At 75.7% G+C, this 15,371-nt stretch carries 12 protein-coding genes and 1 pseudogene; 1 reads left to right on the forward strand and 12 read right to left on the reverse strand.

Features of this window, described 5'->3' with window-relative positions:
• Nucleotides 1-104 precede the first annotated feature (104 nt).
• The 5 genes from Q5761_RS05350 to Q5761_RS05370 form a co-directional block, all read right to left on the reverse strand.
• Complete coding sequence (locus Q5761_RS05350; protein ID WP_318751468.1) at nt 105-1,604, reverse strand: aldehyde dehydrogenase family protein; 1,500 nt, start codon at nt 1,602-1,604, stop codon at nt 105-107.
• Nucleotides 1,605-1,769: 165 nt separating this feature from the next.
• On the reverse strand, nt 1,770-3,149 hold the full coding sequence (locus tag Q5761_RS05355; protein ID WP_318751469.1) for a polysaccharide deacetylase family protein: 1,380 nt from the start codon (nt 3,147-3,149) through the stop codon (nt 1,770-1,772).
• A 23-nt stretch (nt 3,150-3,172) separates the two neighbouring features.
• Nucleotides 3,173-3,577: a TIGR04086 family membrane protein gene (locus Q5761_RS05360; RefSeq protein WP_318751470.1), complete on the reverse strand. Its 405-nt coding sequence runs from the start codon at nt 3,575-3,577 to the stop codon at nt 3,173-3,175.
• Nucleotides 3,578-4,295: 718 nt separating this feature from the next.
• Complete coding sequence (gene surE, locus Q5761_RS05365; RefSeq protein WP_318751471.1) at nt 4,296-5,108, reverse strand: 5'/3'-nucleotidase SurE; 813 nt, start codon at nt 5,106-5,108, stop codon at nt 4,296-4,298.
• A gap of 225 nt (nt 5,109-5,333) precedes the next feature.
• Entirely contained in the window at nt 5,334-6,032 is a 699-nt protein-coding gene (locus tag Q5761_RS05370; RefSeq protein ID WP_318751472.1) for a histidine phosphatase family protein, read from the reverse strand.
• Between the two features lie 215 nt (nt 6,033-6,247).
• On the opposite strand from Q5761_RS05370, the gene Q5761_RS05375 reads away from it, so the two are divergent.
• On the forward strand, nt 6,248-7,213 hold the full coding sequence (locus tag Q5761_RS05375) for a D-2-hydroxyacid dehydrogenase (protein WP_135225402.1): 966 nt from the start codon (nt 6,248-6,250) through the stop codon (nt 7,211-7,213).
• Here the strand turns inward: Q5761_RS05375 and Q5761_RS05380 are convergent.
• The 7 genes and pseudogenes from Q5761_RS05380 to Q5761_RS05410 all read right to left on the reverse strand — a co-directional run bounded on the left by Q5761_RS05380 (nt 7,210) and on the right by Q5761_RS05410 (nt 15,362).
• A complete protein-coding gene (locus Q5761_RS05380) occupies nt 7,210-8,547 on the reverse strand; it encodes an amidohydrolase (RefSeq protein ID WP_318751473.1) in 1,338 nt (445 codons plus the stop codon). The genes Q5761_RS05375 and Q5761_RS05380 overlap by 4 nt on opposite strands.
• A 240-nt stretch (nt 8,548-8,787) precedes the next feature.
• Nucleotides 8,788-10,065 carry an adenosylhomocysteinase gene (locus Q5761_RS05385; protein WP_318751474.1) on the reverse strand — a complete coding sequence of 426 codons (1,278 nt, stop codon included), beginning with the start codon at nt 10,063-10,065 and terminating at the stop codon, nt 8,788-8,790.
• Complete coding sequence (gene mtnP, locus Q5761_RS05390; protein WP_318751617.1) at nt 10,062-10,886, reverse strand: S-methyl-5'-thioadenosine phosphorylase; 825 nt, start codon at nt 10,884-10,886, stop codon at nt 10,062-10,064. The genes Q5761_RS05385 and mtnP overlap by 4 nt, the downstream gene beginning before the upstream one ends.
• Before the next feature lie 243 nt (nt 10,887-11,129).
• Nucleotides 11,130-11,453: pseudogene (locus Q5761_RS05395) on the reverse strand (MarR family winged helix-turn-helix transcriptional regulator); the annotation flags it as partial.
• 171 nt (nt 11,454-11,624) lie between these two features.
• Nucleotides 11,625-12,080 (reverse strand): nucleoside-diphosphate kinase, encoded by a 456-nt coding sequence (ndk, locus tag Q5761_RS05400; protein WP_318751475.1) that lies wholly within the window; start codon nt 12,078-12,080, stop codon nt 11,625-11,627.
• A gap of 155 nt (nt 12,081-12,235) precedes the next feature.
• Nucleotides 12,236-12,640, reverse strand: a complete 405-nt coding sequence (gene speD / locus Q5761_RS05405) for an adenosylmethionine decarboxylase (RefSeq protein ID WP_135225407.1) — start codon at nt 12,638-12,640, stop codon at nt 12,236-12,238.
• A gap of 145 nt (nt 12,641-12,785) precedes the next feature.
• Nucleotides 12,786-15,362, reverse strand: coding sequence for a hypothetical protein (locus tag Q5761_RS05410; RefSeq protein WP_318751476.1), 2,577 nt, complete (start codon nt 15,360-15,362; stop codon nt 12,786-12,788).
• Between the last annotated feature and the right edge of the window lie 9 nt (nt 15,363-15,371).

The following is a 15,371-nucleotide window of genomic DNA, read 5'->3' on the forward strand; positions in this document are numbered from 1 at the left end:
GCACCGGATCCTGCCCGGACCGGGCCCGGCCCCGCTCCGGGGCCGGGCCCGGTCCGCTGCGATGCCCCGGGCGGGTCCGCGAGCCGGCGCGCTTCCTAGCCTGCCTAGCCGATGTCCTCGATCTTGACCTCGTCGATCTGGGCCCGCTGCAGGCGGCCGCTGAAGTCGACGTAGATCGCCTTCCACTCGGTGTAGACCTCCAGCGCGGCCAGGCCCGCCTCCCGGTGGCCGTTGCCCGTCGCCCGCATGCCGCCGAAGGGCAGGTGGATCTCGGCGCCGATGGTGCCGTGGTTGACGTAGCAGATGCCCGTGGCCAGGTCGCGCATGGCGACGAAGGCGTTGCGCACGTCGCGGGTGAAGATCGCGCTGGAGAGGCCGTACTGGACGCCGTTGTTGATCGCGATGGCCTCCTCCAGGCTGCGGACCTTGATGATCGCCAGCACGGGGCCGAAGATCTCCTCGTTGGCGATGCGCATGTCGGGCGTGACGTCGGCGAAGATCGTCGGCTGGAAGAAGAAGCCCCGCGCCAGCTCCCCCTCGGTCGCCGGCCGGCCGCCCACCACCAGCCGCGCGCCTTCCTCCTGGCCCACGTCGACGTAGTAGGCCACCTTCTCCAAGGCGCGCCCGTTGATCAGCGGTCCCACGTCGGTCTGCGGGTCGAGCCCGTTGCCGAGGCGCAGCTTGGCCGCCCGGGCGGCCAGCCGCTCGACCACCTGGTCGTAGACCGCCTCGTGGACCAGGAGTCGGCTCGTGGCGGTGCAGCGCTGGCCGGTGGTGCCGAAGGCGCTCCAGGTCACGGCCTGCTCCACCAGGTCCAGGTCGGCGTCGTCCATGACGATGACCGCGTTCTTCCCACCCAGTTCCAGGTGGACCCGCTTCAGCTGGGCGCCGGCGACCTGGTTGACGTGCCGGCCCGACTCCACCGACCCGGTGAAGGAGATCAGGTGCACGTCGGGGTGGCGCAACAGGGCCTCGCCCACCGTCTCCCCGGGGCCGTAGACCAGGTTGAGCACGCCGGGCGGCAGGCCCGCCTCCTCGAAGATCCGCACCAGCTCGTAGGCCATCCAGGGCGTGTCGGTGGCCGGCTTGAAGACCACGGTGTTGCCGGCCACCAGGGCGGGCATGATCTTCCAGGTGGGGATCGCCATGGGGAAGTTCCACGGGGTGATGGCCGCCACCACCCCGATGGGCTCCCGCACCGCCATGGCGAACTTGTCCGGCATCTCCGCCGGCGTGGTGTAGCCCAGGAGGCGCCGGCCCTCGCCCGCCATGTAGTACGCCATGTCGATGCCTTCCTGCACGTCGCCGCGGGCTTCGGGCAGCACCTTGCCCATCTCCTGGGTCATCTTGCGCGCCAGCTCCTCCTTGCGCTCGCGCAAGAGCTCGCCCACCCGGTAGAGGATCTCCGCCCGGCGCGGGGCGGGCACCTTGCGCCACCTGGCGAAGGCCGCCTTGGCGGCGGCGACGGCCTCCGCCACGTCCTCCTCGGTGCCCACCGCGGCCCGGCCCAGCACCTCGCCCGTGGCGGGGTTGACGTTGTCCACGTACCGGCCCGAGCGCGGCTCGGTCCAGCGGCCGTTGATGTAGTTCCGGTAGACGGTCACGCCGCTCCCCCCTTAGGGCCAGAGTTCGCGGCCGGCGGGGGGCGATCCTGCGGCGGGGGCGGGTGGGGTGTCGCGCCGCGGCCGGCTCGCGGGGCCGCGCGGGCCGGCGCGGGGACCGGCCCGCGCGGCCCCTGCGCTGGGAACCGGCGGGGGCCGTCCTGGGTCTCACGTTCCGCCCGCTCCCGCCGCACCTCCAGCCGCCCCATGGGCGGCCCGTCCTGCCGGCTCCGCGGAGGCCGCCAGGGCCGCGAGGAGTTCGTCCACCGTCACCGGTCGCAGCCCCCGGGCGGCCAGGCGCTGCAGCAGTTCGGGCAACGCCTGCACCGTGCCCGGCTGGGTGGCGTGGAGCATCAGGATGGCGCCGTTGTAGGCGCTCGCCGCCACCCGGGCCGCCAGTTGGTCGGGCGGCTGGGGGGGCACGTCCTGGGCGCCGATGTTCGTCCACAGCAGCACCTGGTGGTCCTCGGCGTGGGCCCAGCGGAAGACGTCCGCCCCCCGCAGCGCGCCCGGGGGTCGGTAGTACAGCGAGCGCCGGCCCGTCAACCGGGCGATCAGGGCGGCCGTGCGCCGGATCTCGGCACGGGTGGCCGCCGCGCCCAGCTCCTGCGGGCTGCGATGGCTCCACCCGTGGTTCTCCACCTGGTGGCCGCGGCGGGCCAGTTCCTGGACCAGCTGGGGATGCTGCTCCATCTTGGCGCCCTCGAGGAAGAAGGTGGCCTTCGCCCCCGCGGCGTCCAGGGCGTCCAGCAGGGCGGGCCAGGTGGCCGGATCCGGGCCGTCGTTGAAGGTCACCGCCACGATCCCGCCGCCGGCGCGGTCCGCCGCTCCCCGGCGCCGGGCGGCGTCCCCCGCCCCACCGGATGCCGATCCGCGCCCGGAGGCGCCCGCTTCGGTGCGGTCTCCCGCGGTCGCCTGCGGGTTCGTGATCGGGCCGCCGCCGGGGCCGCCGGCTCGCGATCCGGACGAACCGGCCCCGCCGTCGGGCGGGTCGCCGCCCGCCCCGGGCGCGCGGGCCGGGATCCGCAACCGCTGGCCGGCGCGGATGCGCGCCGGGTCGTCCAGCCCGTTGAGCCGCGCCAGCTCCTGCACGCTGACCCCGTAGCGGCGCGCGATGCGGTAGAGGGTCTCCCCCCGCTGGACCACGTGGACCGTCGGCTGCGCCGCCAGCACCGCGTCGGGACGCCGGCCGGCCGCGGCCGATGGCGCCGGGGCGTGGGCGTCCCGGGCCTCGGTGCCCCGGCCGGCCGCCAGGGCGGTGACGTCCAGGGGCGTGGCGGACACCTCCCGCCACAGCTGACCGGCGCCCCACCCGGCCGCGGCCGCGATCAGGAAGGCGACCACCACGGGGATCCAGGGCTCGGCGCGCCGCGGCCCACCGGGCCGGGGCGCGCCCGCCCGCCGGGCGACGGTGGGACAGTCCGCCGCCGATGGCGCAGGCTCCCTCAGGTCGGAGGCCGTGCCCGACGCGGCCCCCGCGCGGGACGCTCGGGCCCGGGGTGGCTGGGCGGCGCCGGGCGACGACGGTGCGGAACGACGGGTGATCACGCCCGGCTGGCCTCCCATCGCCGTCACAGCAGCATGCCGACCACGCCGCCGATGGCGCCGAGGACGAATCCCAGCACCATGCGCGGTCCCAGGTGTGCCAGCGGTGATGCGTCCCCCGGGAACAGCCAGTGCCCGAGGACGCTGCCGACCAGCACGTAGAGCAGGCCGGCCGCGCCGCCGTGGAGCCACCCCTTGTGGTCCGCCCAGCGCGCGGCCACCAGGCCGCCGGCGGCGGTGGCCCCCGTCCCCAGGTAGTAGAGCAGGGCTTCGAGCTGGTATTCGTGCAGCGCGGTGAGGTACACCGCCAGGGCCAGGACGCCCGACGCCAGCAGCACCAGCACCAGGGCGACGGCGGCGCCGACGGCCGGCGCGCGGGCGTCGAAGGGCGGGGGCGTCCGGTACCGCTCCTTGACGTCGGCTCCCTGCACGATCCGATCCCCCCTCGCCGGGACGGGTGCCGACGGCCTCGCCGAGACGGCTGCCGACGGGGTGCGATCCCTACGGACAATGGATATGGCGGCGGGGATCGATGTAGAACGGCGGATCAAGGGCCGGGCCGGCGCGAACGCGCCGGCCCGGCCAGGCCGTGGCCCGGGGGATCGGAGGCATGGGGCGATCGGCGTACGACCGCGACGACGGGGTCCGTGGTCCCGATCCGGCGGACCGGTCAGGGTGCTGGACCCTGCCGGTGCCACCCCGATCGAGACCCGTTCGTAGCGTGGCCGGAGGCATCTGCCGCTAGCCTAGAAAAAACCGGCCGGCAAGGCGGCCGCGGGTCGAAGCCTCTCGGTCCGCCGCCGGGGCCAGGGGCCCGGCACATAGCCTCCCCGTCCAGGCGCCGGCCGCGGGTCGGAGCCTCTCGGTCCGCCGCCGGCGCGCCGGGCGCGGCGGCCCGGGCACCGGCCCGCGCGGGGGAACGCCCCGGCCCGTGGACGGGGAGCCGCCACCGGCCCGGGCGCGTCGCGCCGGCCACCGGCCCGTGCGCAGCGGCCCGGCCTCCGGCCCGCCCGGGGAGCGCCAACCGGCCCTGCGCGCGGGGCAGCGCCCGCCGATGCCGCCCGGTCCCCGGACGCCCTTTGGACATGACCGGTGCGGGCCCGTCGCCCTCCGACCCGCGCGCAGCCCGCCCCCGCGCGCAAGCGCCGCTCACGCGCGACGGGCGGGCGTGCCCGTGCGACCGCCGAGGCCGGCCTCCAGCTCCTCCATCCAGCCTTCCAGGTGGGCCAGGGTCCGGCGGTCCGTGAGCTGGAGCTGCAGGGGCGTGATGGACACGTAGCCGGCGCGGACGGCGCCGACGTCGGTCTCGACGGAGAGCGGCTCCTCCACGGGCTCGCCGGCCAACCAGTAGTACGGCCGACCGCGGGGGTCCACCCGCTTCTCGAAGCGGTCGTGATAGCTGCGCCGGCTCAGCACCGTCAGCGCCACGCCCGCCATCTGGGTCGTCGGCAGGGGCGGGACGTTGACGTTGAGCAGGACGCCGCGCGGGAGCCCCTTCTTGGCCACCATCGCGGCCAGGTGCGCCGTGAAGGCGGCGGCAGGGCCGTAGTCCGGGTCGTCCCAGGCGGCCAGGCTGACGGCGATGGCGGGCACGCCCATGATCACGCCCTCGATGGCCGCCGACACGGTGCCCGAGTACAGCACGTCGAAGCCGAGGTTGCCGCCGCGGTTGATGCCGGAGATCACCAGGTCGCACGGACCGGGGAGGACCGCCAGGAGGCCAAGCTTCGTGCAATCGGCCGGCGTCCCGTTGACCGCGTAGACCGGCGAGCGGGCCCCCGGGATGTCCACGGGGTCCAGGTACAGGGGCTTGTGGAGCGTGATGGCGTGCCCCGACGCGCTGCGCTGGCGGTCGGGTGCGACCACGTAGACCTCCCAGTCCGTCCGCTCCTCGAGGATGGCGCGCAGCGCCTGGATCCCCCGGCTGTAGACGCCGTCGTCGTTGACCAGTAGTACCCGCAACGCTGGTGCCTCCCAGCCTCTCGGGCTCCCGTCGCGCGCCGGCCCGCCGACGCCGCCATCCCCCGCGCCGGCGATCGCCGGTATCCGCCATGGTACCACATCGCACCGGCCCATCGCAGGCCCTGGGGCGGCGTGGTCCGAGCCGAAGGGGACTGATGCGGTCGTCGGCGGACGCCGTCCCCTGGCCGGGGCGCAGGCCCGCCGGGGGTGGGCCGCCCGGCCTCGTCATCCGGGCCCCTGCTGCCCGGGCTCGGCGGCGGGGCGGGTGCCGCCGGCACCGGGTCCCCGGGCGCGCCGGGAACCGGGGTGTCGCAGGTGGCAGGTGTCGTTGAGGTAGCGCAGCAGCGGCGGTCGACCCCCCCGCAGCTCGACGGCGGTGACGCTGGCGTTGTCGATGAGCAGGCGCGGGCGCAGGGTCAGCGGCAGGTCCAGCAGCCGGCAGAGCAGGGCCTTGACCGTCCCGCCATGGGCCACCACGGCCAGCTGGCGGAGCCCGGGCCGGGCGAGCCGCTCGGCGACGGCCGCCCACGCGCGCTCGCCCAGCTCCCGGAAGGTCTCCCCGCCCGTGGGCCGTCCCTCCGCCGGGTCCGCCCGGTACGCGGCGTAGTCGTCGCCGAAGCGGGCGCGGATCGTCGCCAGCGGCAGCCCCTCCCACTGGCCGAAGGACATCTCGCGTAGGCGGCCATCGGCCTCCAGCGGCACCGGCGGCCGGCGGCTCGCCGCCAGGGCGCGGGCCGTCTCAAGCGCGCGGCGGAGGTCGCTGGTGAGCACGAGGTCCAGGGGGGTGCGGGCGAAGCGCCGCGCCAGCTGGCGCGCCTGCTGTCGCCCCCGGGCCGACAGGGCCACGTCCCGCTGGCCCTGGTAGAGGCCGGCCCGGTTCCACGTCGTCTCGCCGTGCCGGATCAGATAGACGGTGATGCCCATCGCACCCTCCCGCCCCTCCTCGGGCGAGGAGACGCCGACCAACGGCGCGAGCCCGCCGGCGCGGGGCGACCCGCCGGTGCGGGCGCCGGCGGGGCCTCCGAGGGCGGTGCCGCCAGGGAGCGTCGGCGCCGGCGCCGTTCGCGGGCGGCGGGGCGGGGTCCGAGAGGAAGGTCGCGCCCGCCAAGGAATCCCCAGGGAGGAGGAGGTCGAGCCCCATGGCCCTGGAGATCCTCTGCACCGTCCCCCTCTCGCCGGAACAGGCGGCGCGCGTCCAGGCGGCGGCGCCGGGGGTACGGCTGCACCTCTTGCCCGGCCGGGTTCGTCCGGAACAGCTGGACGAGGCCTTCGCCCGCGCCGAGGTGGCCTTCCTCTTCGGGCGCGAGCTGACCGGCGCCCGCCTGGCCGCCGCCCGACGTCTCCGCTGGATCCAGTGTGCCTACGCCGGGGTCGACGCGATGCTCGGGGCGGTGCCGGAGCTCCGCTGGCACCCCGTGGTGCTGACCAACGCCCGGGGTATGCACGCCGCCACCATCGCCGACCACGTCTTCATGTTCATGCTCGCCTGGGCCCGTCGGCTGCCGGCCTACCTCGACCAGCAGCGGCGCCGGGAGTGGCGCCGTCTCCCCATGCGCGAGTTGGCCGGCGAGACCGTGGCCGTCGTCGGCCTGGGCGCCATCGGCCGCGAGGTGGCGCGCCGGGCCCGGGTGTTCGGCATGCGGGTCCTCGCCTGCCGGCGCCACCCCGCGCCGGAGGAGGGCATCGAGGCGGTGGTCGGGCCCGCCGACCTCCGCCGCATCTTGGCCCCGGCCCACTGGGTGGTGGTCAGCGCGGCGCTGACGCCGGAGACCCGCCACCTGATCGGCCGGGAGGAACTGGCGGCGATGCGGTCCGACGCCTTCCTGATCAACGTCGCCCGCGGCGCCGTGGTGGACGAACAGGCCCTGCTCGAGGCCTTGCGCCAGCGGCGCATCGCGGGCGCCGGCCTGGACGTCTTCGCGGAGGAGCCGCTTCCGCCCGACCACCCGCTGTGGACCCTGGACAACGTGCTCATCACGCCCCACAACGCGGGCGCCATGCGCGACTACACCGGCGCGGCGCTGGAGCTGTTCCTCGACAACCTGGGCCGGTTCGTCCGCGGTGAACCGCTGCGCAACGTGGTCGACAAGGAACGGGGCTACTAGGGCGTCCCGTCCGCGGCCCCACCCCGGGCCAGCCGCGCCAGGCGTCGAGCTCGCTCCTCCACCTCGTGCTCGACCCGTTCCAGGTCCACGGTGAGCAGCTCCCCGCCGTCCACCAGCACCTTGCCGTGGACCAGGACGGTGTCCACGTCCGACGCCTTGGCGGAGTAGACCACCAGGCTGGTCAGGTCGTGGCGCGGGCGCAGGTGCGGCGCCCGCAGGTCGAGGACGACGATGTCCGCCAGATAGCCGGGCGCCAGGCAGCCCAGGCGGTCGAAGCCCAGGGCGCGGGCCCCGCCCACCGTGGCCATGCGCAGGACCTGCCACGCCGGCAGGACGGTGGCGTCGTAGCGGCTCACCTTCTGCAGGCTGGCCGCCAGCCGCATCTCCTCGAAGAGGTCCAGGTGGTTCGTGCTGGCGGCGCCGTCGGAGGCCAGGCCGACCGTCACGCCGGCGGCCAAGAGGTCGGGCACCGGCGCGATGCCGCTGGCCAGCTTGCAGTTGGAGATCGGGTTGTGGGCCACCGCCACGCCGTGTTCCGCGAGGATCGCGATGTCGTCCGCGTCCACGTGCACGCAGTGGGCGGCCAGGGTCGGGTGCTGGAAGACGCCCAGGTCGGCGAAGTGGCGGATGGGGCTCTTGCCGTACTGGGCGCGGATCTGCTCCACCTCGGCCCGCGTCTCCGCCAGGTGGGTGTGGATGGGACAGCCCAGGGCGGCCGCCGCCTCGAGCACCCGGGCGAGGAAGGGCGGTGGGCAGGTGTAGGGGGCGTGGGGCGCCAGGGCGCAGCGGATGCGGCCGTCGCCGGCCCCCTGGAACGCCGCCACCAACGCCTTGCCCTCGGCCAGGGCCTGGTCGGCGCCGGGGGCCACGCCGATCAAGCCCCGGGAGAGGTGGGCCCGGACCCCGGTCTCCACCACCGCCTGGGCCACCCGATCCATGAAGAAGTACATGTCGGCGAAGGTGGTGACCCCCGCCAGCAGCGACTCGGCGATGGCCAGGAGCGTCCCCCAGTAGACGTCGTCCCCCGTCAGGTGGGCCTCGGCCGGCCAGATGTGCCGTTCGAGCCAGGGCATGAGGGGCACGTCGTCGGCGTAGCCGCGCAACAGCGACATGGCGTGGTGGGTGTGGGCGTTGACCAGGCCGGGCAGCACGGCCTTGTCGCGGGCGTCGATGCGGCGGGTGGGCTCCCAGGCGGGATCGAGCCCGTCCCGCGGGCCCACGTAGGCGATGCGCTCGCCCTCGACGGCCACCACGCCGTCTTCCACCACCTGGAAGGGGCCGTCGCCCTCGCCGGCGAACACCCAACCCCCTTCGATCAGCACCCGTGACGGCATCGCCGCCTCCTCCCTCCTCCCTCCTCCCCGGGTCCGTCCGCGCCGGATGCGGAACCCCGCGTCCCCCCTGCGCCGTCCCCGACCCCCCGGCGGGCGGCGGCCGGACCTTCCGGCGTGGTTCGGCGCCGCCTCGCGGTCCCGCCCCGGACGTCGGCGGAGCCGCTCCCGCCCCCGCGGATACGCCGGATCGGCCTGGGCGGCCGGCGGGGCGCGGGTCGCGGGGTCCCGTCGATCCGGCCCTCAGGCCGTCCCCTCCCGCCAGCTGGCGAGATAGGCCACCTGCTCCGGACGGAGCCGGTCGATCCGGATGCCGCGCGCCTCGAGGTGGAGCGATGCCACCTCGCGGTCCAGCGCCTCCGGCAACGGATGGACCCCCGGACCCAGCCGGTCCGCCTCGCGGTCGACCCACTCCAGGGCCAGCAGCTGGAGGCCGAAGGAGAGGTCCATGATCTCCGCGGGGTGCCCGTCGCCGCCCGCCAGGTTGACCAGCCGCCCGTCGGCCAGGAGGTGCAGCCGCCGCCCGTCGTCGAGGACGTAGGTGCGGACGCCGGGTCGCCCCTCCTCGACGCGTCGCGCCAGCGCCTCGAGATCGGGCTTGCGGATCTCCACGTCGAAGTGGCCCGCGTTGGCCAGGAGGGCGCCGTCCTTCATGCGGCGGAAGTGCTCGGCCACAAGGACGTCGCGGCAACCGGTGACGGTGACGAACACGTCGCCGAGGGCCGCGGCCTCCGTGGACGGCATCACCTGGTGGCCGTCCATCAGGGCCTCGTTGGCCCGGATCGGGTCGACCTCGCAGACGATCACCCGCGCCCCGAGGCCGCGGGCCCGCTCGGCCACGCCCTTGCCGCACCAGCCGTAGCCGCAGACCACGACGGTCTTCCCCGCCACCACCAGGTTCGTCAGCCGCATGATGCCGTCCCAGACCGACTGGCCCGTGCCGTAGCGGTTGTCGAAGCGCTGCTTCATGCGCGCGTCATTGGTGGCCACCATGGGGAAGGCCAGGACGCCGTCCCGCGCCATGGCCTGCAGGCGCAGGACGCCGGTGGTGGTCTCCTCGGTGCCGCCCCGGACGGAGCCGAGGCGGTCCCGGTGACGGGTGTGCAGGTGCGCCACCAGGTCGCCGCCGTCGTCCAGGACCAGGTGCGGCCCGAAGGCGACGGCGTCGTCGAGGAAGGCCGCGTACTCCGCGGGGGTGGCGCCGTGCCAGGCGTAGACCGCCACCCCCGCCTCGGCCAGGGCGGCGGCCACGTCGTCCTGGGTCGAGAGCGGGTTGGAGCCGCAGATCGCCACCTGCGCCCCCGCGCGGTGCAGGGCCAGGGCCATCCGCGCCGTCTTGGCCTCCAGGTGCAGGCAGATGGCGATCCGGCGCCCGCGCAGGCTCCCGCGTTCGGCCAGCCGCCGCTCGAGGGCGGCCACCACGGGCATGTGCGGTTCGACCCACCGGATCTTCTGCCAGCCGGATGCGGCGCGGCCGGGGTCGCGGATCCGGCTGGGCGGCGGGCTGGCGGCGGCCGTCACGACTGCGGCTCCCCCGACGGGTGGGGGCCCTGGGCCGCGGGGATGCGCAGCGGGGCCGGCGTGGCCGCGCAGCGGCAGGTGGGCGCGGCCGCCAGCCCGGGCAGGGCCTCGAGGATCAGCCGCCGCAGGTTGGCGCCGTTGGCCGCCATGACCTCCAGCACCTCCTCATGGGTCAGCGGCTGGCCCGCCATGCCCGCGGCGTAGTTGGTGACCATGGCCACCGTGGCGTAGCACAGCCCGGCCTCCCGCGCCAGCACCACCTCGGGCACGCTGGTCATGCCCACCACGTCGCCCCCCAGACGCTCGAACATGCGGATCTCGGCGGGCGTCTCGAAGCGGGGGCCCTCGGTGCACACGTACACGCCGCCGTTGGTGACCGCCAGGCCCAGGGCCGCACCCGCCTCGGCGAGACGGGCCCGGATCTCCGGGCAGTAGGGCTCGGTGACGTCGACGTGGACGACCCCCTGCTCGCCCCCCTCGAAGAACGTGGCGACCCGGTTCTTCGTGAAGTCCAGGAACTGGTCCACCAACACGAAGTGCCCGGGGGCCAGCGCCCGGCGCAGGGAGCCCACGGCCGCCGTGGCCACGACCCGTCGTACCCCCAGGGCGGCCAGGGCGTAGATGTTGGCGCGGTAGTTGATCCGGTGGGGTGGCACCGTGTGCCCGGCGCCGTGCCGGGCCAGGAACACCACCTCCAGGCCGCGGAAGGTCCCGATGCGGACCGTCGCGCGGCCGTAGGGCGTCACCACCGTCTCCTCCCGCACGTCCTCGAGGATCGCGGGGTCGTAGACCCCCGTCCCGCCGATGATGGCCAAGCGCACGGACCGGTTCCTCCCTTCGCCACCGTCGCCGGTCGGAGCCGAGGCTCCGGTGGTGCTGCCCGCCGCCTCTCCGCCGGCGCCCACCGCCGGGCCGGTCGCCGCCGGCGGCCCCCCACCCTCCCGGCGCATGGCCTCGACCAGGCGCTCCAGCGAGCGCAGCAGCCCCTGCCGATCCGCCGGCTCCAGGTGGGCCAGGACCCGCGCCAGGTAGGCGCGGCGCGCCTCCAGCACCGCGTCCATCAGCTCGCGGGCGCGGGGCAGCAGGCGCAGCCGGATCACCCGCCGGTCGTCGGGGTCGCGCACCCGCTGGACCAGTTGCTGCCGCTCCAGGCGGTCCACCAGATCGGTGACCGTGCTGGAGGCGAGATAGAGGTGCTGGCAGAGCTCCCCCATGGTCAGGTCCGGGTGGCGCATCAGGACCAGGAGGGCGTCGAACTGGGGCGGGGTGATGTCGAAGCGCTCCAAGATGGCGCGGCCGTGATGCCGGACCAGCGTGGCCACCGCCCGCAGGTGCTGCTCGGCGGCCGCGACCAGTCCGTCGCCGCGTCCCTCGTCCCTTCGGGTCATGGGTGGCCTCCGTGCCGCCGGACCGGGGCCGTTGGGGCGGGGCGTGCGCCGCGCTGCGCGAGGGCGCCACCGGTCCCACCGGCGCGGGTGCGGCCCTGGCGGCCGCGCCGGCGGCGGCGCCGCCGGTGGCCCAGCCCCCGTCCGGTCTCGCCTGCCCTGCGGTCGGGGATCTCAGCCGCGGTCGTACAGCCAGGCTTCCCTATGATTTTCCCAGTCCAGCAGCTCATCCTGCCGGAACCAGAGGTCGATCTCCCGTCGGGCGCTCTCGACGGAGTCGCTGCCGTGCACCAGGTTGAAGCCGATGTCGTTGGCCAGGTCGCCGCGGATGGTGCCCGGCGCCGCCTTGGCGCCGTCGGTGGGTCCGAGGAGGTTGCGCACCACGGCCACCGCCTCGCGGCCCTCCCAGACCATGGCCACCACCGGCGCCGAGGTGATGAAGCGGATCAGGCCCGGGAAGAACGGCTTGCCCTCATGGGCGGCGTAGTGGCGGCGCGCCAGCTCCTCGCTGACCCGCACCATCTTCAGCGCCACCAGCTTGAGGCCCTTGCGCTCGAGGCGTGCGATGATCTCGCCCACCAGGCCGCGCTGCACGCCGTCGGGCTTGACCATCACGAAGGTACGCTCCACAGGGCATCCTCCTTCGCTCGCGTCGGTCGCCCCCGTCCGCTGCCGGCGCGATGCAAGACCCCGGGGCGGTGCGGCGCCGGGCGGCCCGGACGCAAAAAAAGAAGTGCGGTCGAACCGCACTTCCGCCGCCCCGGCCGGGGTCCGCCCGTCACCAGTCAACCGGCGGCATCCCGGCGCAGGGCCACCGGCTGCAGCTTCGGGGTGTCGTGCTCGTCCAGGATGCCGCGCTGGGTCTCCGTCGCCGCGACGCGGCCCGCCCGCAGGTGCTCGAAGATGTAGTGGCACGCGTCCCACGGGTCGACGTGGTCGCCGCAGGTGAAGACGTCGATGGCGGCGTAGCCCAACTCCGGCCACGTGTGGATCGTCAGGTGGGACTCGGAGATCACCACGACCCCACTGACGCCCTGGGGGGCGAACTTGTGGAAGGCGACCTGACGAATCTCGGCCCCGGCGGCCAGCGCCGCCTCAACCATGATCGACTCCACCAGGTTCACGTCGTCCAGCACCGCCGGGTCGCAATCGTAGGCCTCGGCCAGGATGTGCCGCCCAAGCGCCCGCATGCGCCTCGCCCCCTTTTCGTGACCGAGTTTCACAACCTTTCCGCCGCCAGACGGCGTCAGATTTGGGAATCCAAAAGCACAAAAGCGGATTCCCCGGCTGGTCCCGCGAGAACCAGGATTCATTGTAGCAACCTGCCCCGCCGTGTCAACAACGGGGAGCCGGTTCGACCGGGCCCCGTCCCGGCGGGTCGGCCCCCGCCTCCCCCGCCACCAGGGCGAGGAGCAGGGTTGCCCCGTAGACCAGGGTGGTGGCGGCGGCCACGATCCCGCTGTCGTTCAGCACCAGGGCGGCCAGGCTACCCGCCCCCACCGCCGCCAGGCCGCGCACCGCCTCGGGTACCCTGCGCTCCAGCCGTCGGATCACGGCGGCGCGGCGATAGATGACGAAGGCGTAGACGAAGACCAGCATGACAAATAGGTAGCTCCAGTTGGTGTAGCGCATCAGCCGCAGGTTCATCGCCACCTTGCGGGCCACCACGTCCGCCAGCGCCTCCGGTCCCACGCCCCGCACCTGCTCCCACGTGGTCAGGACGTGACTCGCCCCCATGCCCATCTGTCGATCCAGCAGCGCCATCAGCAGGCCCACGCCGACGGGCACGGCCAGGAGGACCAACACCGCTCCCGCCCGCCGCCGCAGGGACCGGTGGGCCGCCAGGCTCGCGGCCAGGGTTGGACCGCAGGCGGCGACGGCGGCCGACAGGGCGCCGCCGAAGTTGCTGCCCTGCCGCGGATCGGCCAGCAGCAGCGCCACCGCCGCCAGGCTGAGGGGAACGGCCCGGGAAGCCGCGGCGGTGCCCCCGGCTGCGAGGCCGCGGCGGGACGGCTCCGGCGGCGCCGGGGCCGTCCCGCCGCCCGCCTCCCTCCCCCCGTGCTGGCGGCGCCGGCCTTCGGCCCAGGCCGCCGCGGCCACCGCGGCGGCACCGATCAGCACGCCCATGTACTCGTTGCCGAGGCCGTAGTAGCGGGCGCCGCCGATGGGCGAGTACCCGAAGGGCGTGAGCTGCGCCAACCATCCCCCCGCCAGGAGGTCGGCGACGACGACGGCCACCGTCCACGCGCCCACGGCCCCGAAGGCCGCCACGGGGTTCGCCGTCAGGCGCCGTGCGGCGGCGGCCGCGGCCAACGCCAGCCCGGCGGCCAGGACCACCGACGGCGCCCCCGACCACCAGGACCACCCCGGTCCCGTCGGCCAGGCCGGCAGCAACAGGTTGGCCAGGGGAAAGGCCGCCAGGGCCAGCAGCCAGCGGGACCAGCGCTCCAGCCGCCGGCTGCGCCGCCAGAGGGCCACCAGGGGTCCCGCGCACAGGACGAGGCCGGCGCCGACGAACAGGCGGATGAACGCGGCGCGCCGCTGGTAGTTGGCCACCATGGCCAGATCGAGCCGGTCGAGGGCGTCCAGAGCGCCGCCGGGGGACCCGGCGGAGGCTGCCGCCGGGCCGTCGCCGGGGGGCACCACCGCCCACGGCCGGCCCACCCAGGCCGGGTGGGGCGGTGCCCCCAGGTGGGCCGCGATGGACGGCGCCACGTCGGTGTTGACCACCAGACCGGCCCGGCGCGTCGAGGGGCTCGTCAGCAGGCCCGGCCCCGCCCCCCACGTCGCCACCGGCAGGAGGGTCTCCCCCGCGGCCCGCGCCTCGTCACGGGGCGCGGGGTTGAGCAGCACCAGTCGATCCTCCGGGCCCAGGGCCGCCTGGAGGGCGGCCAGGGCTCGCCCCAGGCGCGCGCCCGCGGACCGGCGCGCCGCCTCCAGTCCCTCCGGCGTCAGGGTGGGGGCCAGGTCTTCGAGGCGGCCCAGGTCGCCGGCCTCGATGACGATCAGCGACGCGTGGCGTCGCGCCGCCGCCCACCCCGTCAGCACCGCCTCCCAGCGCGTGCGCCAGCCCCCCGGGAAGGAGGCGTCGGGTTCCAGGGAGCGCCCGTCGATCAGGCCCAGGTCCACCCATCCCCGCTGGTCGGCCGCGATGAGGACGGCGCCCCGGCGGGCGACGGCCCACGGGCCCCCCGGCAGGTCGGCGTTGCCCAGCACGGCCACCGCCATGCCGGCGCGGTGGAGCGCCGTGGCCAGGGAACCCAAGGGGACGGGGTGGTCCAGGTCCTCGTTGGCCCGCCGGAGGGCCTGCCACCCCCAGTGGACCACCGGGACCAGCCCGTCGTCGGCGGCCCCGGCGGTCCGCGCCGCGCCCGCGTCGCCGGCGCGGGCGGCCGGGATCGCCGCACCCGGCCACGGCGCCTCCCGGGGCGGCCACCACCGGTCGAACAGGCCCGCGGCCGTCCCGGGTTCCAGCACCTGGTCCCCGGGCAGGACCCAGCCGGCGGTGGGACCGCTGACGGCCCGCGCGCCCGCTCCCAGGGTCAGGTAGCCGGCTTCGCGACCGTAGTAGCCGCCGGTGTGGGACGTCATCAGGCCGACAGCGGCGTTGCGCAGGAGCTCGCGCCAGGTGGGGTCCGCGGCGGCCAGCTGGCGGAGCAGGTCCAGGTCGAGGCCGGGTGCGGCCACCACCGTCACCGTCCGTCGGGGGGACGGCACGCCGGGCGGGTCCGCGGGGGCGACCCACGGTCTCCCCTCGCCGATCGCCAGGCGACCGGCGCCCCCCAGAGCGGCCGCCAGGCCGTGGCCCGCCGCCACCGTCGCCGCCACCAGCGCGAGGGCCACGGCCGCCACGGCGAGGGTCTTCGGGCCGGTGGCGTGGGCCCGGGTCCCTTCGGTCCGCGTCGCCCGCACCGCGTCGAC

The sequence above is a fragment of the Thermaerobacter composti genome (assembly GCF_033582035.1).
In the GTDB taxonomy this organism is placed as follows: Bacteria; Bacillota; Sulfobacillia; order Thermaerobacterales; family Thermaerobacteraceae; genus Thermaerobacter; species Thermaerobacter composti.